Origin of the sequence: Achromobacter deleyi (assembly GCF_013116765.2) — a bacterium.
GTDB lineage: Bacteria > Pseudomonadota > Gammaproteobacteria > Burkholderiales > Burkholderiaceae_B > Achromobacter > Achromobacter deleyi_A.
In genome coordinates, this window is sequence record NZ_CP074375.1 from 4079255 (window position 1) to 4104285 (window position 25031).

The following is a 25031-nucleotide window of genomic DNA, read 5'->3' on the forward strand; positions in this document are numbered from 1 at the left end:
TCAGCGCTGCGCCTTTCCGGCGGGGCGGCCCTGGCGCCGGCGCACGACGAACAGGGGCCGTCCTTTCACCTCGTCGAAAATGCGGGCCACGTATTCGCCCACCACGCCCAGGGAGATCAGATTGACGCCGGCGAAGAACAGCACCGCGGTCACGATCGTCGTCCAGCCGGAGACCGGGTTGCCGGACATCAGGTAGTCGCCCACGAGAAAGGCCGCATAGGCCAGCGCCACGACGGCAAACGCCACGCCGACCAGGCTGACCAGGCGCAACGGCCAGGTCGTGAAGGCGGTCAGGCCGTCCAGCGCCAGGCGGAACAGGCGCAGTCCGCTAAAGCGGCTGTCGCCGTGCATGCGCTCGTCGGGCGTATAAGGCAAGGCCTCGCCCTTGAAGCCGACCCAGGCGTACAGGCCCTTCATGAAGCGGGTGCGTTCGGGCAAGGCTATCAGGGCGTCCACCACGCCCCGGTCCATCAGCCGGAAGTCGCCCGCGTGCGCCGGCACATCCACGCCGCGCGCGCTGCTGAGCAACTTGTAGAACCAGCGAGCGCCCGAGCGCTTGAGCCAGGATTCGTCGGCGCGGGTCTGGCGCACGGCGTAAACCATTTCCGCGCCTTCGGCCCAGCGCGCCAGCATCTGTTCGATCAGGGCCGGCGGGTGCTGCAGATCGGCGTCCAGGCAGATCACCACATTGCCGCTGGCGGCTTCCAGGCCCGCGCTGAGCGCGGCTTCCTTGCCAAAATTGCGGGACAGCTGCACATAGCGGAATCCGTCGTGCTCGGTCCATTCCGCCATCAGCGCCTCGGTGCCGTCCGTGCTGCCGTCATCGGCCACGATGATCTCCCAGCTGGTGCACAGGGCGGCGAGCCGGTTGCGCAGCATGGGCAGCAGCACCCGCAGGTTCTCGCTTTCATTCAGGCAGGGAATGACGCAGGTCACGCAGGTGTCATACGGCACGCTTGCCGCCGGCGCCGGCCATACCGATCTCAAGGGAAACGATTTGGTCAGCACTTGCTGCGCAAGAGGATCGGACCGGAATTGGATGTGCATAAGGCTCTGAATACGGAATGCGGGACACGATGGAAGGCAGTATGCGCAGGGCCTCGTCGAATTTTCATGAAATGCGTGGGGCCTCGTTAAAATGCGGCGGAATCCTTGTATTTACAGGTTGTTATGCAATACCGAGTCCGCCCCATGCAGGCCGGCGATGTGGACGCCATCCTCGATGCCCAAGCCCAGGCCTACCCCCAGGTCCTGCTGGAAAGCGCGGGTTTTTTCCTGAATCGCCTGGCCCTGGCCCCGTCGTACTGCTGGGTCGCGCAAGCAGCACGCCCCGAAGAGCGCCAGGGCTTGCTCGGCTACCTGGTTTCCTACCCCTGGGACGCGGGCCTGCCCCCTGCCCTGGATGTGCCGCTGGCGGCGCTGCCGCGTGGCGCCGACCATTGGTTCCTGCACGACTGCGCGGTCGTGCCGGCGGCCCAAGGCCTGGGCGTAGGCCAGGCGCTGGTGCGTACGGCGGCCCAGGGCGCCGTGGGCGATGGCTTGCAGCGCGCCAGCCTGGTGTCGCTTGCCTCCGCGGTGAGCTACTGGCTGCGCCATGGCTACGCGCCCGTCGCCGCCCGGAGCGGTGAACTGGCCGAGAAGCTGGCGGGCTACGGCCCCGACGCGCGTTACATGTCGCGCGCGTTTCCCCTCTAGGCCCCGCCGGATGGCGCCGCGCTTGCGGCGATCCGCCAGCCCCCCGTGTACAGCACGGCTCCGCTAGCCGTAAGATAGGTTCGCAGTCCGCGAGCGATGCGGCGGCAACGGTTCGGATAACCTGACTAGCGGCGTCCCGGCGGGGCGCGAAGGTGCTTATGCTCTCCCTTTCGCCCGTTCAATCCTTTCTCGCGTGCTGCCTCGTGCTCGTCGTCGGCCGCATACTGACCACCCGGGTCGGAATACTGGCCCGCTACAGCATTCCCGATCCCATCGTGGGCGGCCTGCTGTTCGCGGTGCTTGCCTACCTGCTGTCGACCTGGGGCGGCGTGTCCGTCTCGCTGGAGACCAGCATCAAGCCCACCTTGCTGCTGCTGTTCTTCGGCTGCATCGGCCTGACTGCAAACCTGAAACTGCTGGCCAAGGGCGGCCCCCGGCTCATTGCCTTCCTGCTGGCGCTGGTTCCGTTCCTGGTGCTGCAGAACGCGGTCGGGCTGGGCATGGCCTGGCTGCTGGACATGCATCCGCTGATGGGCCTGCTGGGCGGCACGATCACGCTGGTGGGCGGCCATGGAACGGGCGCGGCCTACGCGACGCGCTTCGCGGACATCAACAATATCCAGGATGTGATGCCGCTGGCCATGACGGCGGCCACGCTGGGGCTGGTGCTGGGCGGCGTCGTCGGAGGCCCGGTGGCCGAATGGATCATGCGCCGGCACAAGCTGTCGGGCAGCCTGGATCATGCCGCCGGGACGGCCACCCACGCGGCGGACCTGAACGAAGCCCGGGAGCCCGCCACCGCCGGCGCATTCATCGTGTCGATGACGGCGGCCTTCGTCTGCCTGGTGGTGGGAGGCGCCCTCGCCGCGCTGGTCGAGGACGCCCCGGTCAGCCTGCCCAATTTCCTGTGGTGCCTGGCCACGGGCGTGCTCATCCGCAATGCCGGCCCGCTGGTGGGCATAAAGCTGGACGACCGCGTCACCGACATCATCGGCACGATCGCGTTGTCGCTCTTTCTGGGCATGACGATGATGACGCTGGACTTGTCCAGCGTGGCGCGCCTGGCCGGACCGCTGGCGCTGATGCTGGCGGTGCAGACGCTGTTCTGCGCGCTGTACGCCGCCTGGGTGGTGTTCCGGATGCTCAAGGGCGACTACGAGGCGGCCATCATGTCGGCGGCCTTCTGCGGTTTTGCGCTGGGCGCGACGGCCACCGCCATCGCCAACATGCAGGCGCTCACGCGCCGCCACGGCCCGGCGCCGGAAGCCTTCATCGTGGTGCCGGTCACCGGCGCCTTCCTGGTCGACATCATGAACGTGATCGTCCTGACCTCGCTGATCTCCTTGCCGTTCGTGGGAGGGATGTAAGCATGCTCAAACGGCTGATTCTTCTTGTGCTCTGCCTGATGCTGGCCGCCTGCGGCCGCGCGCCCGATGCCGACGTCCTGCGGGCCGACGTCGAGCGCAGCCTGAGCGCCACCTATGGGCAGGACTTGTTCCGCATTGCTGGACTCACCCGCATGGGATCCGCCGGGGACAGCACCGCTCCGGCCGGCGAAACCCGGCGCGTGGTCTATTACGACGTGGAACTGGAGCTTGCCCGCGACATTGCCCTGGGCGCCTGGGACCAGCCCGGCGCGGCTTCGCTGGTGACCTTGCTGGGGGCCGGGCCGCGCAGCATCAGCGGCGTGAAATCCGGAGGCAACCAGGCCGGCGACCGCATCGTCGCGCATGCCAGCGCCATTTACCGGAAGGAAGACGGCGCCTGGAAGCTGGTGACCCCCGCCGGCTTCAAGGCCGCAGAGGCGCCATCGCTGGACACCGGCGCCCCGCCGCCGGTGACGCGCCAGTTGCTGGACACGCTGGACCAGATCACCCATTCCGTCTCCTACAGCGCGTCCAGCACCGCCCAGCATGTGGTGCAGCAGGAGCTGGAACGCTCGGTGGCGCGCATCAACGGCCGGCTGTCCCGGCTGCAGCAGGGCTATCCGCTGGCCGGGGGGCCTGACCGCGGCGAATACCTGGCCTTTGCCCGCGCCCTGAGCGACGTGGCGCGCGCGCGGCAGATCCGGGTGTCGCCCCTGATTACCGGCGGCGGCGCAGACAACATCGCGCTGCTGCGCAGCGGCGACGCGGTGGTTGGACTGGCCCAGGCCGATACCGCGCGGCTGGCCTATGAGGGCAAGGGTCCGTTCGCGGGCCAGGGCCCGTTCACCGGCTTGCGCGCCCTGGGCAGCCTGTACCCGGAAATGGTCCACATCGTCGTGCGCGACGATCCCGCGCTGCGCCAGGTGCAAGACCTCAAGGGCAAGACGATCGCGCTGGGTCCCGAAGGATCGGCGGTGCGCACCACGCTGGAAACGGTGCTGGCGGCGCATGGGCTGCAAGCCGGCCGCGACTACAAGGTGGCGGACACCCCGTTCACGGCGGCGCTGCCGGCGCTGCACGCAGGCGCCGTGGACGCCGCCGCCCAGGTGATCGGGGTGCCCGCCACGCCCCTGCGCGACGCCCTGATTCCGGCGCAGCTGAAGCTCCTGCCCCTGGACCCCGCCGCCATCAAGACGCTGACGGCGGAGAACAGCGCGCTGATGGCGCTGGACATCGCCGCGGGCACCTATCCCAACCAGCCGGAGCGGATTCCCACCGTCGGCATGGCGGCGCTGATGCTCGCCACCACCGACCTGACCCGCGACGAGGCGCTGGTCATCGTGCGCGCGGTGTACCAGACCGGCCAGGACCTGCTGGCGGCCGGATCGGCCCAGGGCTCCCAGGTGTCGGTGGCCACCGCAAGGCGGGGCCTGACCGTGCCGCTGCATGATGGCGCGGAGGAAGGCATCGCCGGACTGGAGCACGCCAAACCGCGCTGAGGCCGGTTGCGCTTATGATGGCGCTCCTTATCAGGAATTCCCATGAATAAATTCGATCTCCAAAAGACCCAGGCCCTGAAGCTGGCTGGCCAGCTCAAGCAGTCCGCCACGCCGGACCGCTTCGGCACCGCCTCGCAAGCGCCCGACCGCCGCGAACAGCGCAAGCTGGACCAGGCCGCCGGCCTGGTGCCGTTCCCGCTGAAGCTGTCGCAGGCACACGCCGACAAACTGCGCGCCCTGGCGGCCGAGCGCGGCGTCTCGACCAACGACATCCTGGCCGAAGTGCTGCAGAAAGCGCTGGGCGAACAAGCGTAATGCACATCTGGGTCGACGCGGACGCCTGCCCCGCCGTCATCAAGGACATCCTGTTCCGCGCGGCGCAACGCTGGCAGGTGCCGCTCACGCTGGTGGCCAACCAGGCGCTCTACACCCCGCCCTCGCCGCTGATCCGCGCCGTGCAGGTGCCGCGCGGCTTCGACGTGGCCGATGCCCACATCGTCGAACGCGCGGACAAAGGCGACCTGGTCATTACCGGCGACATCCCGCTGGCCGCGCAGGTGCTGGAAAAAGGCGCAATGGCGCTCAATCCCCGCGGCGAACGCTATTCGCCCGAAACCATCCGCGAACGGCTGGCGGTGCGGGACATGATGGAAGAACTGCGCGCAAGCGGCGTGGACACGGGCGGCCCGCCCACGTTCAGCCAGGCCGACCGCAAGGCCTTCGCGAACCAGCTCGATACCCTGCTGGCGCGCGTTGCGCGCGAGATGCGCCAAGCGGCGCCAAAAGGCTGAATCCGCCCCCTGGCTCCGCCTTCGGCATCAATAGAAGGTGATGTAGGCCTTGTACAGGATGGAGCCGATGGCCGTGATGAGGCCCAGGCCCATCAATCCCATGCCAACGTTTCGATCACGCAGCCCGAAGCCGACCAGCATCAGCGCGACGCCCGTGACGATGATGATCAGCATGGTGTTGGTACTTTCGTGCATGGCCTTCTCCTTGTCGCGCCGGCACAGCCCAAGAGCTTGCCGTCTTTATGATGATAGACAGGCACTGCCGCGACTTGGCGCAATCGAAGGCGCGCCGCTTGCGCCGCGTCAAGAGAAGGATAATGAATAGGCCCGCGAAAAACAAAAAAGCCAACCGGTGAGGGTTGGCTTGTTTGCGTGGCGCGGATCTTGCACTCAATGCGGCATTGAACACATCTGCGCAACCTTTCAGACAAACGCCGTAGCACGTGGGCTAAAGCATTGCCTTTCAAGGGTCTTTGGTGGGTGGTACAAGTTTCGAACTTGTGACCCCTGCCGTGTGAAGGCAGTGCTCTACCACTGAGCTAACCACCCCGAAAGAGGCGAAATAATAGCATGTTTTTTAAAACGTGCGCAAGTCGCCTATGGAGATCATTCAAGCGGCCGTCACCGGCGCGTCCATCTTGCGCCAGACGCACTCCCCGTTCACCGCCTTGTCCAGCGCCGCCAGGTAGGTTTCGTGCTCGGCCAGCTCATCCGCGCTGGCCTGCAGCACGGGCAGGCTGGAGCCGTCGAACTTCGCCAGCACGATGCCGTCGCTGCCCGCGCCGTCGTTGTCGTCCACGTCGATCAGCAGCGCATCCTGGCCGCGCGTCATGGCCAGCCAGACTTCCGCCAGAAGCTGCGAGTCCAGCAGTGCGCCGTGCAGCGTCCGGTGGGCATTGGAAATGCCGAAGCGGTCGCACAGCGCGTCCAGCGAATTGCGCTTGCCGGGGAACAGCGAACGGGCGTGCAGCAGCGAGTCGGTGACGGTCTCGCAGTACTCGGTGATCGGGCCGCGGCCGGTCTTCGCGAGTTCGGCATTGAAGAACTTCACGTCGAACGCGGCGTTATGTGCGATCAGTTCGGCGCCCTGGATGAACTTGACGAATTCGTCCGCCACGTCCGCGAAGCGGGGCTTGTCGGACAGGAACTCCGTGGTCAAACCGTGCACCGCCAGAGCCTCGGGGTCGCTGTCGCGGTCCGGGTTCAGGTAGATGTGCAGGTTGTTGCCCGTGGACATCCGGTTGACCATCTCGACGCAGCCGATCTCGACGATGCGATGGCCCTGGGCAGGGTCGAGTCCGGTGGTTTCCGTGTCAAAGATGATCTGGCGCATAGCTATTCCGACGCTTGGGGCTGCGAGGCCGGCGGCGTCTGCGGGTGATGCGCTTCGCTGCCGGACTTGCCGGGTTTCTTGCGTGCGGTGGCAATCAGCGTGTAGGCCACCGGCACGACGAACAAGGTCAGTAGTGTACCCAGCAACAGCCCGCCGACCAGAACCCAGCCGATCTGCTGGCGCGATTCCGCCCCCGCGCCGGTAGACAAGGCCAGCGGCACGGTGCCCAGCACCATGGCGCCGGTCGTCATCAGGATGGGACGCAGGCGCAGCACGCTGGCCTCGGTCACGGCCTCGAACAGTTCCTTGCCTTCGTCGCGCAGCTGGTTCGTGAATTCCACGATCAGGATGCCGTGTTTGGTGATCAGCCCCACCAGCGTGATCAGCCCGATCTGGCTGTAGATGGACAGCGTTCCGCCCGTCAGCCACAGGGCCAGCAGCGCGCCCGTCATGGACAGCGGCACCGACAGCATGATGATGAAGGGGTTGCGCCAGCTTTCGAACTGCGCGGCCAGCACGAGGTAGATGAAGGCCAGCGCCATGCCGAAGACCAGATAGATGCTGCCCGACGAATCCCGGAATTCGCGGGACTGGCCGTCCAGGTCCGTCACGATCGTGTTGGGCAGGACCTCGCGCGCCACCTGGTGCATGTGCGTCAGCACTTCGCCCAGCGCATAGCCCGGCGCCACGGCGGCGTCGATCTTGACCGCCCGCAGGCGGTTGAAGTGGTTCAGCGATTGCGGCGAAACGCCTTCGTGCACGCCCAGCAGATTGTCCAGCTGGACCATGCTGCCGTCGCGCGCCCGCACGTAAATGCCGGAGATATCGGTGGGATTGGCGCGGTCGCGCGGCGTCACCTGCACGATCACGTCGTACTGTTCGCCCTCGTCCTTGTAGCGGGTGACCTGGCGGCCGCCCAGCATGGACTCCAGCGTGCGGCCCACGGTATCCACGTTGGCGCCCACGTCGGCCATCTTGTCGCGGTCCACGCGCACCCGCAGTTCGGGCGTGTTCAGGCGCAGGTCGGTGTCCAGGTTCATGAGGCCGGGATACTTGCGCAGCTCGGCCAGGAAGATCTCGGTCAGGCGCGACAGCTCTCCGTACGAGGCCTGGCTCATGATGATGAATTCCACCGGCTTGGAACGGGCGGACTGGCCCAGGGACGGCGGATTGGTCGGGAAGGCGCGCACGCCCGGCAGCGACGCGAACTGCGGCTGCAATTGCTGGGTGATGGCTTGCTGCTTGCGTTCGCGCTCTTCCCAGGGCTTGAGGCGCAGGATGGCGGTGCCATCCGTGACCGTGGGAAAGCCCACCGTCACCTGGCTGCCGCTGGCTTCGGAGATGTCGGCATAGAATTTCTCGATGCCCAGCATGCTGTCCAGCGTGTAGTTCAGGGTGGCGCCTTCCGGTGAACTGACGATGCCGAAGACCACGCCCCGGTCCTCGATCGGCGCCAGCTCGCTCTTGACCACCTTGAACAGCACGCCGCTGCTGGCCGCGACCGCCAGGCCGATGACCACCACCAGCCAGCGGCGCCGCAAGGACGCCCCCAGCAGGCGCCGGTAGCCGTTGCTCATGCCGTTGAGCCAGCCTTCGATCAGGTTGTACCAGCGGCTGTGGCTGCTCTGGTGCCGCAGCAGCACGGAACACATCATGGGCGTGAGCGTCAGCGCCACGAAGCCCGACACCAGCACAGCGCCCGCGAGCGCCAGTGCGAATTCGATGAACAGCCGCCCCGTGCGGCCCGTGGCGAAAGCCAGCGGCGCGTACACGGTGACCAGCGTCATGGTCATCGCGACCACGGCAAAGCCGATTTCCTTCGAGCCGCGCAGCGCCGCCTCCTTGGGAGGCATTCCGTCTTCGATGTGCCGGTAGATGTTCTCCAGCACCACGATGGCGTCGTCCACCACCAGCCCGATGGCCAGCACCATGGCCAGCAGCGTCAGCGTGTTGATGGAAAAGCCGAAGAAATACATCAGCGCGCAGGCGCCCACCAGCGACACCGGGATGGTGACGATGGGGATGATGCTGGCGCGCAGGTTGCGCAGGAAGAAGAAGATCACCAGCACCACCAGGACGATGGCTTCGCCGATGGTGTGGAACACGGAACTGATGGACCTTTCGATGAACACCGACGAGTCGTACGCGATGTTCAGCTTCATGCCCGCCGGCAGGGTTTCGTTGAGCCGCTCGACTTCCTGGCGCGCCGCCTTGGACAGCTCCAGCGGGTTGGCCGTGGACTGCCGGGTCACCCCGATGTTGATGGCGGGCTTGCCGTTAAAGCGCGACAGCACCCGGTCGCTGGCGGCCCCGATCTCGACCTTGGAGACATCGCGCAGCCTGACCGGATAGCCTTTCACGTTGGCGACGATCACGTCCTCGAACTGCGCGGGGGTTTGCAGGTCGGTGGACGACACGACCGAGAATTCGCGGGCGCGCGACTCGATGCGCCCCGCGGGGATTTCCACGTTCTGGCTGCGCAGCGCCGCCTCCACGTCCTGCACCGTCAGGCCGTAGGCGGCCAGCTTGTCGCGGTCCACGTAGATCCGCATGGACGGCAGGCGCTCGCCGAAGACGCGCACCTCCGCCGCCCCCGGCAGCACCGACAAGCGGGTCTTGATGTAGCGGTTGATGTAGTCGGAAGTCTGGATCGCGGAATATGAACCCGACTCCACGGCGATATAGATGATGGGCTGGGAATCCGCCTCGACCTTGCCGATGATGGGTTCGTCGATTTCGTCGGGCAGGAAGCGCCGGGCACGCGACACCTTGTCGCGGACTTCGGCTGCCGCGGCGTCCGGATTGCGCGACAGGTTGAACTTGATGTTGATCAGGCTGCGTTCGGAGCGGCTGCGCGACGTCATCACGTCGACGCCCTCGATGCCCGCCAGCTGGTCTTCCAGCGGCTTGGTCACCTGGGATTCGATCACCTCGGGCGAGGCGCCCTTGTAGGTAGTGTCCACCGACACGATGGGCTCGTCGATCTTGGGATACTCGCGCACCGTCAGGCGCGAGTACGAAATCAGGCCGATCAGCACGATGATCAGCGACAGGACCGACGCAAACACCGGCCGCTTGATGCAGGTTTCCGAGATACGCATGGCGCTACCGCTGAAAATGAAGAAGGGGCGGCGTCACTGGCCGTTGCCCACGATGGTCACGGCCGCGCCGTCCGTCACGCGCTGCAGGCCCGCGACCACCAGCATGTCGCCCGCCGCCACCCCGGTGAGGATCTCGACGCGGCCCTCGCGGCGCTCGCCTATCGTCACCTCGCGCCGTTGCGCGACGCCGTTGGTGACCCGATAAACGTACTGCGTTTCGCCCGACGGCGATAGCGCGGCCTCGGGTGCGACCAGCGCCTTGTCCTGATTGAACAGCAACTGCACCCGGGCGAACATGCCGGGCCGCAGCACGGCGTCCTGATTGGCGACGGTGGCGCGCAGCAGGATGGACCGGCCGCCGGCGTCGACCAGCGGACTCACGGCATAGACCAGCCCCCGGCGCTCCTGGCCCGGCAGCGCGTCCAGCCGCAGCGTCAGCTGCTGGCCCACGCCCACCTTGCTCAGGTACATTTCCGGCACCCGGAAATCCACCTTGAGGGGATCGATCGCCTCCAGCGGCGCCAGGTCCTGCCCCTGGTTTACGTAATCCCCCACCGACACGCTGCGCAGCCCGGCGATGCCGCCAAACGGGGCGGTGATGGTCATCTTGTCCAGCCGCGCCTGCGCCAGCGCCACGGCGGCTTCCTGGACCTTCAGCGTGCTGGCGGATTCGTCGCGGGCCTGCTGGCTGACGAAGCCCTTGCCCTGCAGCTCCACGGCGCGGCGGTAGTGGCTTTGCGCAAGCGTGAGATTGGCGCGGGCCTGCGCCAGCTCCGCGCGCGGCACGGAGTCGTCCAGGCGGATCAGCGTCTGGCCCTGCTTGACCGGCTGGCCTTCCTTGAATTCGATGGACTGGATCCGGCCCGCCACCTCCGGCCGGAGCACGACGGATTCGTCGGAGCGCAGGCTGCCCACGGCAGACAGGCCGCGTGCGAACGGAATTTCCTGGACGGCGGCCACCGCGACCCGTGCCGCGGCGGCGGGAGTCACGAGGGGTTTGTCGGAGGTCTGGTTGGGCGTTGCCCCGGGAGCCAGCCAGCGCGGCACAAAAACGCCGAGCGCGGCCCCCGCGGCCAACCCTGCCGCTACGGCGGCCAGCAGTACTGCTTTTTTCATGCGCGAATGTGGCGGTATTGCGGCGCGGGCCGAGCATGCCCCACTCGGACGACGCCGCAGGAACTGGAATGAGGGTTGGCACTTTAGCACCCGGATTTACATACTGGAACAATCCAGAAGCCGGATGAAAGAACTAAATCCGCCCCTTGGGGCGGATTTGAGGGTATATCCCGATGCCGTCAGGCCCGGCGGCCGACTTCCACGCCCATATTGGCGAGCTGGTCGGCCCGTTCGTTGCCCGGGTCGCCCGCGTGCCCGCGGACCCAGCGCCACGACACCTGATGGCGCTGCACCTGCTCGTCCAGCGCCTGCCAGAGCTCCACATTCTTGACCGGCTTCTTGTCGGCGGTCATCCAGCCGCGACGCTTCCAGTTGGCCAGCCACTCGGTCATGCCCTTCATGACGTACTGGGAGTCCGTGTGGATGGTGACGGTGCACGGGCGTTTCAATGCGCGCAGGCCTTCGATGACGGCCAGCAGTTCCATCCGGTTGTTGGTGGTCTGGAGTTCGCCGCCATGCAGCGTTTTCTCGTGGCCGCCGGCGCGCATCAGCACGCCCCAGCCGCCCGGACCCGGATTGCCCTTGCAGGCGCCGTCGGTCCACATTTCCACTTTCTGGTCGTTCGGTTTGTTGTCCTGCATGGTGCTGCCTGGTTTTCCTTATTCGTGCAAAGTGATTCCGGCCCGGCCGCTCAGTAGCGGTCGTCCGCCTGGCGGTTGACCACCACGGACGCGGCGCGCGCGCGCTTGGGTTTGGTCTTCCAGGCAGGGCCGATGATACGCATGCCGGCCACGCGCTTGACGGCCGACACCATGTAGACCGCGCCGCCCAGGCTCCACCAGCGGGCGCCGGCGGACTCCAGGAAGCTCCAGCGCTGCAGCCATTTTTCGCTGCGGCAGGCGGGCGCGTAGCAGCCGAACTGGCTTTCGTCGACTTCCAGCGACAGCAGCTTGAACCAGTCCTTCAGCCGCGCCAGCGATACCTGGGACGACGGCGGCTGGGGCAGCCAGGGCTCCATGCCGGGCATCCGCGTGCGGGCCCCCCACATGCTCCAGGGATTGAACCCGGAGATCACGACCCGCCCCTCCGGCACCAGCACGCGCTCGACCTCGCGCAGCACGTTATGGGGCTCGGGAGTGCATTCAAAGGCATGCGGCAGGATCAGCAGGTCCACGCTCTGGGACTCGAACGGCAGGGCTTCCGGCTGGGCGATGACCACCCGGGACTGCCAGCCGGCCGTGCTTTCCGGCGTGGGGGTCTCGGTGCCCACATAGCCCTTGAAGGGCATACGGTTGGCCCCGAGCAGATTCATGTCGGCCAGGCCGACCTGCCAGGCGTAATATCCAAAGACATCCGCGACAGCCGCGTCGAACTGGGCCCGTTCCCAGGCCAGGACGTACTGGCCCGGTGGCGTCTGGAACCATTCGGCCAGTTCTACAATCGGCGGAGTATCTTCTGCCACGTTTTATTCCTTCGAATCCCATGCAAGCCTTGACCGCCCCCGCAGGCGGCCGCGAACGCAACGCCGCGGTCTTGCCTTTGCCCGCCTTCTCCGACAACTACATCTGGGCCATCATCCATGGCGACCAGGCGGCCGTCGTGGACCCCGGCGATGCCGGCCCGGTACTGCAATTCCTTGAGCAGCAAGGCTTGAGGCTGCGCGCCATTCTACTCACGCACCATCACGCCGACCATGTGGGCGGCGTTTCCGAATTGTCACGCATCGGGGGCATTACCGTATATGGTCCCGCGCATGAGCGCCTGCCGCGCTGCGACGTCCCGCTGACCGAAGGCAACCGGGTGACGCTGCCGGAACTGGACCTGGACCTTGCCGTGCTGGACGTGCCGGGTCACACCGCCGGGCATATCGCCTATGCCGGCCGGGCGGCCGGGGTGGAACCCGTATTGTTCTGTGGCGACACCTTGTTTGCCGGGGGCTGCGGCCGTCTTTTCGAAGGCACTCCCACGCAAATGCTTGATTCCTTGGAAAAATTTTCCGTTTTACCGCCAGATACAAAGGTTTTTTGCGCGCACGAGTACACTCTAGCGAACTTGCGCTGGGCATTGGCGGTAGAACCGGCCAACCGTACCCTGCAACAGTGGTACCAGCGGGCCCAGCAATTACGAGCAGCAGGAATCCCCACGCTTCCGTCGACCATCGGTCAGGAACGCGCGACCAATCCGTTTTTGCGCACGCAGCAACCCGATGTCGCCCGCGCCGCAGCAAGCTGGGCCGGCCGCGGCCAAGATACGCCGGTAGAGGTCTTTGCCTCCCTTCGTGAATGGAAGAACGATTTCAAGTGACAACCTGATGAATCTATCCCGACTCCTTCTGCCGCTCATGCTGGCAGTCCTCGCCGGTTGCGCAGGAACCAAAGCCCCCGATAGCAAGAACCTCACCACCAATTCCCAAGGGCGCTATATCGCCCGGGATACGTCCAGAACGGTTGACCTGACCAACCCGCCCGCCGACGCCTGGGACCGCATCCGCCGCGGTTTCGCCATCCCCAACCTGAACACCGACCTCTCGCAGCAGTGGACCGACTACTACGCGTCCCACCCCGAGGCGGTGCAGCGCATGGCCGAACGCGCCGGCAAATACCTGTATTTCATCGTCGACGAAATCAATCGCCGCGGCCTGCCTACCGAACTGGCGCTGCTGCCCTTCGTGGAAAGCGCGTACAACCCGACGGCGCTGTCGCGCGCCCAGGCCTCGGGCCTGTGGCAGTTCGTGCCGGCCACCGGCCAGCACTTCAACCTGAAGCAGGACTGGTGGCGCGACGAGCGCCGCGACCCCATCGCCTCGACCAATGCGGCGCTGGACTACCTGGAAAAACTGTTTGAAATGCAGGGCGACTGGTACCTGGCGCTGGCCTCGTACAACTGGGGCGAAGGCTCGGTGCAGCGCGCCATGGCCAAGAACGAAGCGGCCGGCCAGGGCACGGACTACCTGTCCCTGAACATGCCGGATGAAACCCGCAACTACGTGCCCAAGCTGCAGGCCATCAAGAACATCATTGCCGATCCGCAGCGCTATGCGGTGGCGCTGCCCCCCGTGGGCAACACGCCCTACTTCGTGACGGTGCAGAAGAACAGCGACATCGACCTGGAAATCGCCGCCAAGCTGGCTGAAATGCCGCTGGACGAATTCAAGGCCCTGAACCCGTCGTTCAACCGCCCGGTCATCCGCGGCGACCACGGCCCCACCCTGCTGCTGCCGGCCGATCGCGTCGAGATCTTCAACGCGAACCTGACCAACTACAAGGGCGACCTGAGCGCCTGGAAGATCTACCATACGCGCCGCGGCGAGTCCTACGCGTCCATCGCCAAGCGTTTCGGCGTGACCGAAGCCTCGCTGCGCCAGACCAATGACATCGGCTCGCGCCAAAAGTCGGCCTCGGGCCAGTCCCTGCTGGTGCCCGGCGAACCCGGGACCGGCGGCGTCCAGATTGCGTCCCTGGCGCCCCCCGTGGGCGCGCTGGATTCCGCTCCGGCGGACAACAAGGCCGCCGCGCCGCGCGCCCGCGCCGCGCAGGCGCCCGCCGCCCGCGTCGCCAGCGCCCGCCCCAACGTCCGCAACCACAAGGTCCGCCAGGGCGACACCCTGTTCTCGCTGGCCAAGCAGTACGGCACCACGGTGGACGCGCTGCGCGCGCTCAACAACCTGAAGGGCAGCGCCCTGAAGGTGGGCGCGCAGATCCGCGTGCCGGGCACCAACGCCCGCGGCTGATCGCAAATGACCGGACAGCGCGGCGCCCGCAGCGGGCGCCGCGTTTTCACGCCCGCGGAGCCGCCAAACTCCTTAAAATAGGCGGTCTCCAGAAGGGCAAAATCAAAGGATAGATATATGGGCTTTCTCGCCGGCAAGCGCATCCTGGTCACCGGGGTGCTTTCCAACCGATCCATCGCCTACGGCATCGCGCGCGCCTGTCACCAGCAAGGCGCCGAACTGGCGTTCACCTATGTGGGCGACCGCTTCAAGGACCGCGTGAGCGAGTTCGCCGCCGAATTCGGCAGCAAGATCGTGCTGCCGTGCGACGTGGCCGAGGACAGCCAGATCGAAGGCGCGTTCACCGAACTGGCCCAGCACTGGGACGGCCTGGACGGCCTGGTCCACTCCATCGGCTTTGCCCCGCGCGAAGCCATCGCCGGCAACTTCCTCGACGGTCTGTCGCGCGAAGGCTTCCGCATCGCGCACGACATCTCGGCCTACAGCTTCGCGGCCATGGCGAAGGCTGCGCTGCCGCTGATGGAAGGCCGCAACGGTTCCGTGCTGACGCTTACCTACCTGGGCGCCGAGCGCGTCGTGCCCAACTACAACACGATGGGCCTGGCCAAGGCCTCGCTGGAAGCCAGCGTGCGCTACCTGGCCACGGCGCTGGGCCCGCGCGGCATCCGCGCCAACGGCATTTCCGCCGGCCCGATCAAGACGCTGGCCGCCAGCGGCATCAAGGACTTCTCGGCCATCCTGAAGTTCGTGGAAAGCCAGTCGCCGCTGCGCCGCAATATCACCATCGAGGACGTGGGCAACGTCGCGGCCTTCATGCTGTCGGACCTGGCAGCCGGCGTGACGGGCGAAATCACCCACGTGGACGGCGGCTTCTCGACCGTCGTCCCGGGCATGGAAGACTGATCGCTTCCGCGGGCGGGGTTCTGCGCCCCGCCCGCGCGGCCGCTCAGGCCGGCCGCACCACCAGCGTGGACACCTGCACGTCCACCGCCGTCATCAGCTTGTGGATCGGGCATTTCTCGGCCACCGCCAGCAGTTCATCGATCTGGGCGTCGGACAGCTCGCCATGCAGCGTCAGCTTGGCCGTCAGGCGGTAGATGCCCTTGCGCTCTTCTCCGGCATCGCGCACCACCTCCACCCCCACCGATTCCAGCGGCAAGCCCTTGCGCTGCGCATAGACCATCAGCGTCATCGCCTTGCAGCCGCCCAGCGCGGTATCGAAATAGTCATGCGGATCGGGCCCTTCGCCCTGCGGCTGCGGCATCGCCAGGGGCAGGTCATGGCCTTCGGCCGTGGCGGTGAATTGCAGGGTCTGAGGCGCATTCTGGCGCACGCGGATACTCATGGATCGGATCTCCAGGGCAGGCGGCCCGGGCGGCCGCCACTAGGGACGTTGTAGCATTTGGCGACGCCGTGGTGGTCGGCGGGGCCTGCTGACGAAAAGCTGAACTTCCTGCCGCGGAGTTGGTCGGATATCCCTATCCGCAGTATCCGAACACCCCTCAGGAGGCCGCATGAGCGCCAGACAATTACTTGATCAACTGCTGCAGTCCGGACAAGGCCTGCTTTCCGAGACCACCAACCGCGTGCAGAACGCGACCGGCGGCAAAGGCTCCTCGTTCTTGAGCGGCCTGGGCGGCGGCGCCCTGGGCGCGGGCGCGCTGGGCCTGCTGCTGGGCAGCAAGAAGGCCCGCAATATCGGCGGCAAGGTCGCCATGTACGGCGGCATGGCCGCGCTGGGCGCACTGGCCTACCGTGCCTATGGCGACTGGCAGCGCAACCAGGCCGGCGCCCCTGCCGCCCCGCCGCAGACGCTGGACCGCCTGCCCGCGCCCGAGGCCGAGCAGCACAGCAGCGCCGTGCTCACGGCCATGATCGGCGCGGCCAAGGCCGACGGCCATATCGGCCCCGAGGAACGCGCGCTGCTGGAAACCGAGCTGGCCAAGCTGTCGTCGGACGCCCAGGACCGCCGCTGGCTGGAAACCGAGCTCGCGCGTCCGCTGGACCCCGGCGTCGTGGCGCAATCGGCCAAGACGCCGGAAATGGCCGCGGAAATGTATCTGGCCAGCCTGCTCGTCGTGGACGAGGAAAGCTATATGGAACGCGCGTACCTGGACGAACTGGCGCGCCAGCTCAAGCTGCAGCCGGGGCTGAAGGAACAGCTGGAACAGCACGCCAAGGCGGCGGTTGCCTGAGGACCGCCACGGCCTGGCCCCCAGGCCACGGGATGGCCGCCCAACGGGAAAGGCCGGCCCTGAAAACAGGCCGGCCCCCGGGAAAAGGCCCTCAGTCCGCCCGCAGGCCGATGGACTCGGTCAGCGCGGTATAGCGGTCGATGTCCGCGCCTATCATCTTCTGGAATTCGCGCGGCGTGCTGCTGGCTGGCGTGAAGCCCTGCTCGCGTAACGAGGCTTGCACGTCCGGGCGTTGCACGATTTTCGCCACCGCCGCGTTCAGCTTGTCGACCACGGCGGGCGGCGTGGCCGCCGGCGTCAGCAGCCCATGCCACTGGTCCAGGGCGTAGCCCGGCACGCCCTGCTCGGCCACCGTGGGCACGGTCGGCATCAACGGCGAACGCGCCGGCGACGTGACGGCCAGGGCGCGCAGCTTGCCGGCCGCGATCAGGGGCGCGGCGCTGGACGCCGTCACGACGCCCATGCCCACCTGGCCGGCGGTGACGTCGGTCAGCGCCGGGCCACAACCCTTGTACGGCACCTGCTGCAACGACGCCCCGGTGGCGCGCGCCAGCATCTCGCCCGCCAGGTGCTGCGGGGTGCCATTGCCGCAGGATGCGAACGGTAGCGGCTTGCCCGGCCGGGCGGCCGCCAGTGCGTCGTCCAGGTTGCGCAGGGGCGACTCGGCGGGCACCACGAACACCGACGGCACGAAGGCCACATTGATGACGGCGGAAAAATCCCGTTTCGGCGAGAAGCCCAGATTGCGATAGACGCCGGGGTTGATCGCGAATGAACTGTTCACCATCAGCAGCGTGTAGCCGTCCGGCGCGGCTTCGGCCACGATGCGCGCCCCGATGTTGCCGCTGGCGCCCGGCCGGTTTTCCACGACCACGGGCTGGCCCAGCGTCTCTTGCAGGCTGGCGCCGATGCGGCGCGCCAGCAGGTCGGTGCCGCCGCCCGGCGGAAACGTCACGACGATGGTGATGGGGTGCATGGGGTATGCGGCATCACCCGGCGCTTCGCCCGACGGCGGATTGCCGCAGGCTGCCAGCGACAGGGCCAGAAGCGAAAAAGACGATCGGAGCAGGCGTTTCATGGCTCAGGCGTCCAGGCCGATGTCCAGCACCTTGGCGCTATGGGTAAGCCAGCCCACGGCGATCTGGTCGACGCCGGTGGCGGCCACCGCCGCGGCGGTTTCGGGCGTGATGCGACCCGAGGCCTCCGTGATGGCACGGCCACGCGCCATAGCGACGGCGCGGCGCAGGTCGTCCAGGCTCATGTTGTCCAGCAGCACCACGTCCACGCCCAGGGAAAGCGCCACTTCCAGCTGCTCCAGGGTGTCCACTTCCAGTTCAATCTTGACCATGTGGCCGATGCCGGCGCGCGCGCGCTCGACGGCCGTGGCCACGCCGCCGGCCAGCGCGATGTGGTTGTCCTTGATCAGCACCGCGTCATCCAGCCCGAAGCGATGATTGCCGCCGCCGCCCACGCGCACCGCGTACTTCTGCACCGCGCGCAGGCCTGGCATGGTCTTGCGGGTGCAGGTGACCCGCGCGCCATGGCCGGCGATGGCGCGGGCGATGGAGGCCGTGGCGGTGGCCACGCCGCTCAGATGGCACAGGAAGTTCAGGGCCACGCGTTCGGCGCTGAGCATCGCGCGGGCGCTGCCGCGGATGCGGGCAATCTCCATGCCCGGCGCAAGGTCGCTGCCGTCGCGTTGCGACACCACGAACTCGATGCCCGGATCCATCACGCGAAACGCCAGGCGCGCCAGGTCCAGCCCGGCCAGCACGCCGTCCTGGCGCGCCACCAGCCGCGTTTCTGCGACGGCGTCGGCGGGGACGATGGCGTCCGTCGTCAGGTCGCCGGCGCGTCCCAGGTCTTCCAGCAATGCCGCGCGCACCAGCGGCTCCAGCATGACTTCCGGCAGAGGGGGAACGGCCAGTCGGGTGACGGTGCCGGGAGTTGCGGCTTTAATGCTCATTTTGAGTATTTATGAGTTAAAAAAAGGCGCGCAAGAATTGCGCACCACTTATGCTAGAGACGAGCATAAGCCTTGTCAAGCGTCATAGCACCCGCGACAGCGGCAATTTGCTGCCGGCGATCGCGCGTTCCAGCAGGACGTCGCGGCGGAACCTGAACAGTTTGGCGGGCCGTCCGGTGGTGCCGGTGGCCATCGCGCCGGTTTCTTCCACCAGCGCCTGTTGTTCGATGAAACGGCGGAAATTCTGCTTGTGCAGCCCGCGTCCGGCCAGCGCCTCGACCGCCATCTGCAATTGCAGCAGCGTGAATTGCGCGGGCATCAGTTCAAACACCACCGGGCGGTACTTGATCTTGGCCCTCAGGCGCGCGATGCCGGTGGCGAGAATGCGCCGGTGATCATGGCGCATCGGCTCCCCCGGCAGCACGTTCTGGCCCCCGCCGCGCCGCACGGCTTCGGGCACCAGCCCGGCCTCGAACAGCAGTTCGTAGCGCTGCAGGACCATGTCTTCATTCCACGATGCGCCGTCCAACCCGAAGGTAATGGCGGCGCGCTGATGGCGGCGCGCGCGCACGGCGGGATCGGCGCTGTCTTCGCACCAGGCCGTCAGCCGCGGCACGACCAGTTCTTCAACCAGGGCCGGCGTGCCGGCGCGCCGGTCTTCCCAGGGGAAGTAGCGATACCAATCCTGCCATCCCACTTGCGCCACGCCGGTCTCGCCCGCTTCGCGCGTGAGGCCCAGGTAGCTGACCGACATGACCCGCCCGCCGGACTCGTCGGAGCGGTCGCCGTCGGCGAAGGTGTAGAGCTGCTCCACATAGCCCAGCGGATGATGCGTCTGCGCTTCCACCCAGGCGCGCAGGCCCGCCTGCAAGGAGCGGTGCGAGAGTTCGAACGGCCCCGCCGGCAAGGCGCGCGCATCGTCGGTCGTCAGCACGCGCGGCTCGCCGTTGGTGACGGCGACAAGCACGGCAACGAGTTCTGCATGGACGGAGCGTTCGACGGATTCGGTCAAGGTAGGCGTATGAAATGGAGGTAAACCGGGCGCCGCCCGCAAGGCCGCGTGGCGCTCGAAATTATAAGGTTCGGGTCCTGCAACAGCCCCTTGCAAACGTGACAGCCCAAAAGGCCACGATGCCGCGCGGGCGTCCTAAGATGGAACTGGAATCCAGGCGCGTCGCCATCCTGGGACGCCCGCAGACGGAGCGATCACCATGTTGAAAACTGCCCCAGATCCCAATCTTGCCGCCAAGCCGGGCGATGCGGAAAAACCGGCCAGCACCGACCCGCGCAAGGGCACGGAAGTCCTGCCGATGCCGGACCACAGCAAGCTCGTCGCCGGCATGCCGCGGCGCGGGCGCGCCATCGCGGAACCGGGAGAGCCCGGCATCATCACGCCCGAGGACGATGTGCTGGATACGTCTTATGAAAACCGCAAGGGCTGAGCCCTCGCGTCACGCAACCTTCGCCACCGCATCCTGACGCGTGTCCACCACCGTCAGGATGGCGAGGAAGCCGCTGATGTCGAACACTTCGCGCACATGCGGCTGCATCGCGCACAACACCAGCGCGCCCGCGCCCTGCTTCAGGCGCTTGGCCAGCACGAGCACCACGCGCAAGCCCGCGCTGGAGATGTAGTTCAGGTTGGACAGGTCCAGCACGAAACGGCTTTCACCCTTTTCGACATGCGCCAGCAAGTCGGCTTCGATGCCGGCGGCATTGCCGCTGTTGATCTGGCCTTCGGGCGAGACAACCAGGACTTCTCCGACTTTCTCTATTGCGAGACTCATAGTGGTTCCCGATAAGTGACCGGCGCCCTGCACCTGCTCATGAGGGCGGCGGCGCGATGCCGAGATGATACGCGAGCCGGCGCGCTCTGTTCGCGACACGAGGCAATCGTGCATACTTGCGCCTGCACGTGTACCCCTGAACGCAAGGCAACTCATGCCCTCTCAGCCCGATACGCTTGACCTCGTTCCCGACCAGAACGCCGTTGCCGCCGCCATGCAATGGCTGGAGGGAATTGCCGAACGCGAAGCGTGGCCACCCAAGCTGAACTTCGGACTGTCGCTGAGCCTGGACGAAGCGTTGACCAACATCGTGTCCTACGCCTTCGACGATCCGGCCCAAGCCGGATCGCCTCCTTGCGTCGCGCTCTCCTGCAGCCAGGACAGCGAGTGGATCTCGCTCGATATTGTCGACAACGGACGCCCCTACGATCCCACCAAGACACCGCCACCCCCGCTGGCGGCATCGCTGGACGACGCCGCTATCGGCGGACACGGCGTGCGCCTCATGCAGCATTACCTGCACGACCTGCGCTATGCGCGCAGCGGCGGCCGCAACCGCCTGACGCTTGTCGCGCGCGCCGCCTGAGCAGCCCGCCAATATCAGGCCATCAAGACCCCCTATCGGGCATTTCCGGTTCATAGGTAGAAAGTACCGAACGAAATCCGCGCATCCGTCACTCATGCATAGACTGCGCGCCGGTTGCGCGCCGCTCCTGCACAGATGCCGCCCGTGAATGCTCCCTATCGACCAGAAGGATTGATCGCCCGCCCGCTGCACGCCCGCATCGACCCGGGCGCCGTTGCCCACAACCTGGCGCGGCTGCGCGCCGCGCTGCCAGCGGGCGCCGCTGCGCCGCGCGTGTGGGCCACGGTGAAGGCGGATGCCTATGGCCACGGCGTGGCGCGCATCCTGCCGGCCCTGCGCGGCGCCGACGGACTGGCCGTACTGCACTTGAACGAAGCGCGCGCCTGCCGCGACATGGGCTGGCAAGGCCCCGTTCTGGTCTACGGCGGCCTGTATTCGCCGGCGGACGCGCTGCTCGTCGACATGCCCGGCCTGCACCTGGTGATCACGCACGCCGCGCAACTGGAATGGCTGGCGCAGGCCCCGCTTACCCAGCGCCCCGCGATCTGGCTGCGCTTCGCGGGCGACATCCATCACACCGGCTTCGCCGCCGGCGACTACCTGTCCGCGTACGAGACCGCCAGCGCGCTGTCCCGCCGGGGCTTGACCGGCGAAGTCGGTCACTTGAACCACTATGCGCGCGCCGACGAACCGGACGGAGTGGCCGGCGCCGATGCGGTCTTCCGGGATTTGATCGCCGGCTTGCCGGGGCCGGTGTCCACCAGCAACTCCGCCGCCCTGCTGAAACACGGCGCGCGCGCCGGCAATACGCAGTGGGTACGGCCCGGGCTGGCCCTGTACGGCGCCAGTCCCTTTGCCGATACCAGCGCGGCGCAACTGGATTTGCGGCCGGCCATGTCGCTGCACTCCCAGGTCGTGGGTATCCAACGGGTGAAGGCCGGCGCCGGCGTGGGCTATGGCGCCGCGTTCGTGGCGACGGACGCCCTGGACGTCGGCATCGTCACTTGCGGCTATTCGGATGGCTATCCGCGCCACGCGCCGACCGGCACCCCGGTGATCGTCGACGGCGTGCGCACTCGCCTGCTGGGCCGCGTATCGATGGACATGATGGCGGTGGACCTCGGCCCCGTCCCGCATGCGTGCATCGGCACGCCGGTGACGTTGTGGGGCGCCAGCGGCCTGGCGGTCGAGGAAGTGGCCACGGCGGCGGGCACGATCGCGGCCGACTTGCTGGCGGGCCTGAGCGCGCGAGTGCCCATGCAACTGGCCCGCCAGGACACCACGCGCTGAATGACGGCGCGCAAGCCCGACGCCGCCGTCGCCGCGCCAGCCGCCATCGGGCCGGCCCGCGTGCGTTCAGGCGGCCTCGTCGCGCGGACGCGCCGGCGCGAACAGCAGGAACAGCATGGTGGCGCACAGATAGATGACCCCGGTCGCGGCCAGCCCCGCGCCCATGCCCGCCGCGCCGAACATCGCGCCCACCACCAGCGGTCCGGCCATCTGGCCCAGCTTGTCGGCGGCGCGCATGACGCTGGTCGCGCCGGCGGCGCCATAGCGCTGCACATCGGGCAAGGCCAGCATGTAGGGCGATTGCGACGCGCCGGCAAAGCAGCTGGCCAGGGCCAGCAGCAGGACGGCCGCCGCCGCGGCCAGCAGGCCGCTGTTGAAGTACAGGCCGAGCATGCCCACGCTGCCCACCAGTCCGCCCAGCACGATCCAGCTCTTCTTGATGCGGCTGCGGTCGACCACGCGGCCCATCAGCGGACCCACGTAGATCACGCACAGGCCGTAGATCATCAGCACGCGTCCGATGCTGGACGCGGCCACGCCTTCGGCCTCCAGATAGAGCGGCAACGCGAAAGACAGCAGGCCCACCTGCGCGATGGAAAACGGAATGACGCTGCCCAGCAGCAGCAGGCCGAAGTCGCGCGTGAAGAGCAGCCGCAACGTGTCCGACAGGCTCGCCTGCACCCGCGCGACCGCCTGGCCCGCCAGGCTGCGGCCGCTGTCCATGTACGGACGCATCAGGATCAGCACGCCGGCCAGCGGCAGCGCCAGCATGGCCGCCCCCACGCCGAACACGGCGCGGAACCCCACCTGCTCCATCAGCATGGCGCCAACGGCGGCGCCCGACAGATGGCCGGCGAACAGGCCGGCGATGACGCCCGTCATGTTGCGCCCGCGAAAGCCCGCCGGACTGCGCGTGACGATGAAGCCCTGCAATCCCATCCATGTCAGTCCGTAGCCCAGGCCGACCAGGCCGCGCGCAGCGCTGAACATCAGCAGGTCGCCGGCGGCAGCGCAGGCGAGCATGCCAGCGCAGGACACGCCCAGGCCGGCCAGCACGGGCACCTGCCAACCCCTGCGGTCGGTCAGCCTGCCCGCCAGCAGCGAGGTCAGCAGGCCACACCCCATCTCGACGGAAATGGGCAGCGCCAGCAGCAAGTTGGCGGGCAGATCCAGTCCGCCCGCCGACAGGCTGCGCGCATACAAGGGCAGAAATCCCAGCGGCAACGCCCAGGCGAACAAGAAGCCGAACATCACGGGCCGCGCGATGCGGCCCACCTCGGATGCGTCGTCGGGCCCGAGGCGCGTGCCGTCGGGCAGCACCGCGCGCGTGGCGAAGGCGCGGTTCATCAGCAGCGCCAGCAGCAACAGCATCTCGATGGCCGCGACCAACGCCACGGCCACCACGGTGACGGCGTCCAGCGCGCGGCTGCGCACGCCGGCGGCGATGACATCTCCGGACAAGCGCAGCACCAGGTCGCCGTGGGCCTGCGGATCGGGGCGCGCCGCGCCCAGCGGCAACACGAGCGTCAGGTCATCGGCCTGCGGACGCGCGACCGGCAATCCGGAAACATCGAGCGGCCCGCGCGCATCGGCACGGCCGAGCACGCGGCCGGCGCTGTCCACCAGTTCAATCTGCTCCACTGCGGGAAAGGTTGCGGCAAGGCGCGAGAACGGCGCGTCGACGCCGCGCAGCCGGTCCAGCGTCAGGCCATATCCCAGCACCCGGTCCAGATCGCGCTGCAGGCCTTCGGCCAGCAGGCCGACATTGTTGCGCGTGACCTCCAGCCAGCCGCTGCGGAACGTGGAAATCGTATAGGCCGCGTAGACGCCCTGGGCCAGGACCAGCGCCAGCAAGGGCACCACGAAGCGGGCGCGCCCCCCCGCGGCAAGCGAGGTCAGCGGCACCAGGTATTTGAAGACGGCGGCCAGTCCCAAGCCCACCACGATGGTGACGGCCAGCAGCACCTGCAGGTTGTCCACGATCAGGCGGCGGCTGGCGGCGCCGTCCTTCGCCACGGACAGCACCACCGCGCCGACCACCTTGCCGCCGGCACCGGCCAGCGGCACCGCCAGCGTCACCGCGCCTTCGCCCACGGACATCAGCGCGCCGGAAGCGCGGCGCGTCGCGCCGGCTTCGCGCGTGCCGCCCGCATCCAATGCCTTGGCCAGCGCGATGGCGCCATCGGGCAATTCGCCTTGCATGGCCAGCGTCTGGCCGTCGGCCAGCAGCACGGCCGCGCCGCGCAGATCACGCGATCCCGACAGGCTGTCGCGCAGGCCGTCGCGCAAGCCGAAGAACTGCTCAAGCGGCTTACCCAGCCGCAATCCGTTTTCGATATTGCCCGCCGCGCGGCGCGCGATGACTTCTACGCGATCGGCGGTGGTGTCCACCACCAGGCGGTTCAAGGCGGAAAGGCTGAGCGCGCCGATGAGCGCCTGCGCCAGCAACAAAACGGCCAGACAGGCCAACGTGACTTCAAGCACCGGGCGGCGTTTCAAACCCTCCAGCACTATTTGAATTGGTTCGCTACGCATGGAGCTGAAACACCGCAAAGTATTTACACACGGGCACCAA

Annotated in this window: 25 protein-coding genes and 1 tRNA gene; 12 read left to right on the top strand and 14 right to left on the bottom strand. The window is 67.4% G+C overall.

Features of this window, described 5'->3' with window-relative positions:
- Nucleotides 1-1047: a glycosyltransferase family 2 protein gene (locus tag HLG70_RS18320; RefSeq protein ID WP_171667349.1), complete on the bottom strand. Its 1047-nt coding sequence runs from the start codon at nt 1045-1047 to the stop codon at nt 1-3.
- Nucleotides 1048-1191: 144 nt separating this feature from the next.
- Here HLG70_RS18320 and HLG70_RS18325 point away from each other — a divergent pair, with 144 nt between their 5' ends.
- From HLG70_RS18325 to HLG70_RS18345, 5 genes are all read left to right on the top strand, one after another.
- Nucleotides 1192-1695, top strand: a complete 504-nt coding sequence (locus HLG70_RS18325) for a GNAT family N-acetyltransferase (protein ID WP_171667397.1) — start codon at nt 1192-1194, stop codon at nt 1693-1695.
- A gap of 158 nt (nt 1696-1853) precedes the next feature.
- A complete protein-coding gene (gltS, locus tag HLG70_RS18330; RefSeq protein ID WP_171667348.1) occupies nt 1854-3062 on the top strand; it encodes a sodium/glutamate symporter in 1209 nt (402 codons plus the stop codon).
- A gap of 2 nt (nt 3063-3064) precedes the next feature.
- A complete protein-coding gene (locus tag HLG70_RS18335) occupies nt 3065-4561 on the top strand; it encodes a TAXI family TRAP transporter solute-binding subunit (protein ID WP_171667347.1) in 1497 nt (498 codons plus the stop codon).
- Between the two features lie 42 nt (nt 4562-4603).
- Nucleotides 4604-4876, top strand: coding sequence for a hypothetical protein (locus tag HLG70_RS18340; protein ID WP_171667346.1), 273 nt, complete (start codon nt 4604-4606; stop codon nt 4874-4876).
- Nucleotides 4876-5352 carry a YaiI/YqxD family protein gene (locus HLG70_RS18345; RefSeq protein WP_171667345.1) on the top strand — a complete coding sequence of 159 codons (477 nt, stop codon included), beginning with the start codon at nt 4876-4878 and terminating at the stop codon, nt 5350-5352. The genes HLG70_RS18340 and HLG70_RS18345 overlap by 1 nt, the downstream gene beginning before the upstream one ends.
- A gap of 27 nt (nt 5353-5379) precedes the next feature.
- Here the strand turns inward: HLG70_RS18345 and HLG70_RS18350 are convergent, their stop codons facing one another.
- The 7 genes from HLG70_RS18350 to HLG70_RS18380 form a co-directional block, all read right to left on the bottom strand.
- Entirely contained in the window at nt 5380-5547 is a 168-nt protein-coding gene (locus tag HLG70_RS18350; RefSeq protein ID WP_171667344.1) for a hypothetical protein, read from the bottom strand.
- A 279-nt stretch (nt 5548-5826) separates the two neighbouring features.
- Nucleotides 5827-5901, bottom strand: a tRNA-Val gene (locus tag HLG70_RS18355).
- 61 nt (nt 5902-5962) lie between these two features.
- On the bottom strand, nt 5963-6685 hold the full coding sequence (gene dnaQ, locus HLG70_RS18360) for a DNA polymerase III subunit epsilon (protein ID WP_171667343.1): 723 nt from the start codon (nt 6683-6685) through the stop codon (nt 5963-5965).
- 2 nt (nt 6686-6687) lie between these two features.
- Complete coding sequence (locus HLG70_RS18365; RefSeq protein ID WP_171667342.1) at nt 6688-9786, bottom strand: efflux RND transporter permease subunit; 3099 nt, start codon at nt 9784-9786, stop codon at nt 6688-6690.
- A gap of 33 nt (nt 9787-9819) precedes the next feature.
- Complete coding sequence (locus tag HLG70_RS18370; RefSeq protein ID WP_171667341.1) at nt 9820-10902, bottom strand: efflux RND transporter periplasmic adaptor subunit; 1083 nt, start codon at nt 10900-10902, stop codon at nt 9820-9822.
- A gap of 179 nt (nt 10903-11081) precedes the next feature.
- Complete coding sequence (rnhA, locus tag HLG70_RS18375) at nt 11082-11543, bottom strand: ribonuclease HI (RefSeq protein ID WP_171667340.1); 462 nt, start codon at nt 11541-11543, stop codon at nt 11082-11084.
- 50 nt (nt 11544-11593) lie between these two features.
- The gene (locus tag HLG70_RS18380) at nt 11594-12364 is read right to left on the bottom strand and encodes a class I SAM-dependent methyltransferase (RefSeq protein ID WP_171667339.1); all 771 of its coding nucleotides are present in this window, start codon (nt 12362-12364) and stop codon (nt 11594-11596) included.
- Nucleotides 12365-12384: 20 nt separating this feature from the next.
- On the opposite strand from HLG70_RS18380, the gene gloB reads away from it, so the two are divergent.
- The 3 genes from gloB to fabI all read left to right on the top strand — a co-directional run bounded on the left by gloB (nt 12385) and on the right by fabI (nt 15535).
- Nucleotides 12385-13206 (top strand): hydroxyacylglutathione hydrolase, encoded by an 822-nt coding sequence (gloB, locus tag HLG70_RS18385; RefSeq protein WP_171667338.1) that lies wholly within the window; start codon nt 12385-12387, stop codon nt 13204-13206.
- A 7-nt stretch (nt 13207-13213) separates the two neighbouring features.
- On the top strand, nt 13214-14632 hold the full coding sequence (locus HLG70_RS18390) for a transglycosylase SLT domain-containing protein (protein WP_171667337.1): 1419 nt from the start codon (nt 13214-13216) through the stop codon (nt 14630-14632).
- A gap of 117 nt (nt 14633-14749) precedes the next feature.
- Nucleotides 14750-15535, top strand: a complete 786-nt coding sequence (gene fabI / locus HLG70_RS18395) for an enoyl-ACP reductase FabI (protein WP_171667336.1) — start codon at nt 14750-14752, stop codon at nt 15533-15535.
- A 43-nt stretch (nt 15536-15578) separates the two neighbouring features.
- Here the strand turns inward: fabI and HLG70_RS18400 are convergent, their stop codons facing one another.
- On the bottom strand, nt 15579-15977 hold the full coding sequence (locus HLG70_RS18400) for an OsmC family protein (protein ID WP_171667335.1): 399 nt from the start codon (nt 15975-15977) through the stop codon (nt 15579-15581).
- A gap of 169 nt (nt 15978-16146) precedes the next feature.
- On the opposite strand from HLG70_RS18400, the gene HLG70_RS18405 reads away from it, so the two are divergent.
- A complete protein-coding gene (locus tag HLG70_RS18405) occupies nt 16147-16827 on the top strand; it encodes a tellurite resistance TerB family protein (RefSeq protein WP_171667334.1) in 681 nt (226 codons plus the stop codon).
- 91 nt (nt 16828-16918) lie between these two features.
- Here the strand turns inward: HLG70_RS18405 and HLG70_RS18410 are convergent, their stop codons facing one another.
- From HLG70_RS18410 to HLG70_RS18420, 3 genes are all read right to left on the bottom strand, one after another.
- A complete protein-coding gene (locus HLG70_RS18410) occupies nt 16919-17905 on the bottom strand; it encodes a tripartite tricarboxylate transporter substrate binding protein (RefSeq protein WP_171667333.1) in 987 nt (328 codons plus the stop codon).
- Between the two features lie 3 nt (nt 17906-17908).
- Nucleotides 17909-18793, bottom strand: a complete 885-nt coding sequence (gene nadC, locus HLG70_RS18415; protein ID WP_171667332.1) for a carboxylating nicotinate-nucleotide diphosphorylase — start codon at nt 18791-18793, stop codon at nt 17909-17911.
- An 82-nt stretch (nt 18794-18875) separates the two neighbouring features.
- The gene (locus HLG70_RS18420) at nt 18876-19805 is read right to left on the bottom strand and encodes an NUDIX hydrolase (RefSeq protein ID WP_171667331.1); all 930 of its coding nucleotides are present in this window, start codon (nt 19803-19805) and stop codon (nt 18876-18878) included.
- A gap of 199 nt (nt 19806-20004) precedes the next feature.
- Between HLG70_RS18420 and HLG70_RS18425 the strand changes: the two genes are divergently transcribed.
- The gene (locus HLG70_RS18425; protein WP_171667330.1) at nt 20005-20235 is read left to right on the top strand and encodes a hypothetical protein; all 231 of its coding nucleotides are present in this window, start codon (nt 20005-20007) and stop codon (nt 20233-20235) included.
- Nucleotides 20236-20244: 9 nt separating this feature from the next.
- Here HLG70_RS18425 and HLG70_RS18430 read toward each other — a convergent pair whose 3' ends face one another.
- Entirely contained in the window at nt 20245-20580 is a 336-nt protein-coding gene (locus HLG70_RS18430; protein ID WP_057286912.1) for an STAS domain-containing protein, read from the bottom strand.
- A gap of 154 nt (nt 20581-20734) precedes the next feature.
- On the opposite strand from HLG70_RS18430, the gene HLG70_RS18435 reads away from it, so the two are divergent.
- Nucleotides 20735-21166, top strand: a complete 432-nt coding sequence (locus HLG70_RS18435) for an ATP-binding protein (RefSeq protein ID WP_171667329.1) — start codon at nt 20735-20737, stop codon at nt 21164-21166.
- Nucleotides 21167-21301: 135 nt separating this feature from the next.
- Nucleotides 21302-22456 carry an alanine racemase gene (gene alr / locus HLG70_RS18440; RefSeq protein WP_171667328.1) on the top strand — a complete coding sequence of 385 codons (1155 nt, stop codon included), beginning with the start codon at nt 21302-21304 and terminating at the stop codon, nt 22454-22456.
- Nucleotides 22457-22522: 66 nt separating this feature from the next.
- Here the strand turns inward: alr and HLG70_RS18445 are convergent, their stop codons facing one another.
- Nucleotides 22523-24955 (bottom strand): MFS transporter, encoded by a 2433-nt coding sequence (locus HLG70_RS18445; RefSeq protein ID WP_234103125.1) that lies wholly within the window; start codon nt 24953-24955, stop codon nt 22523-22525.
- Between the last annotated feature and the right edge of the window lie 76 nt (nt 24956-25031).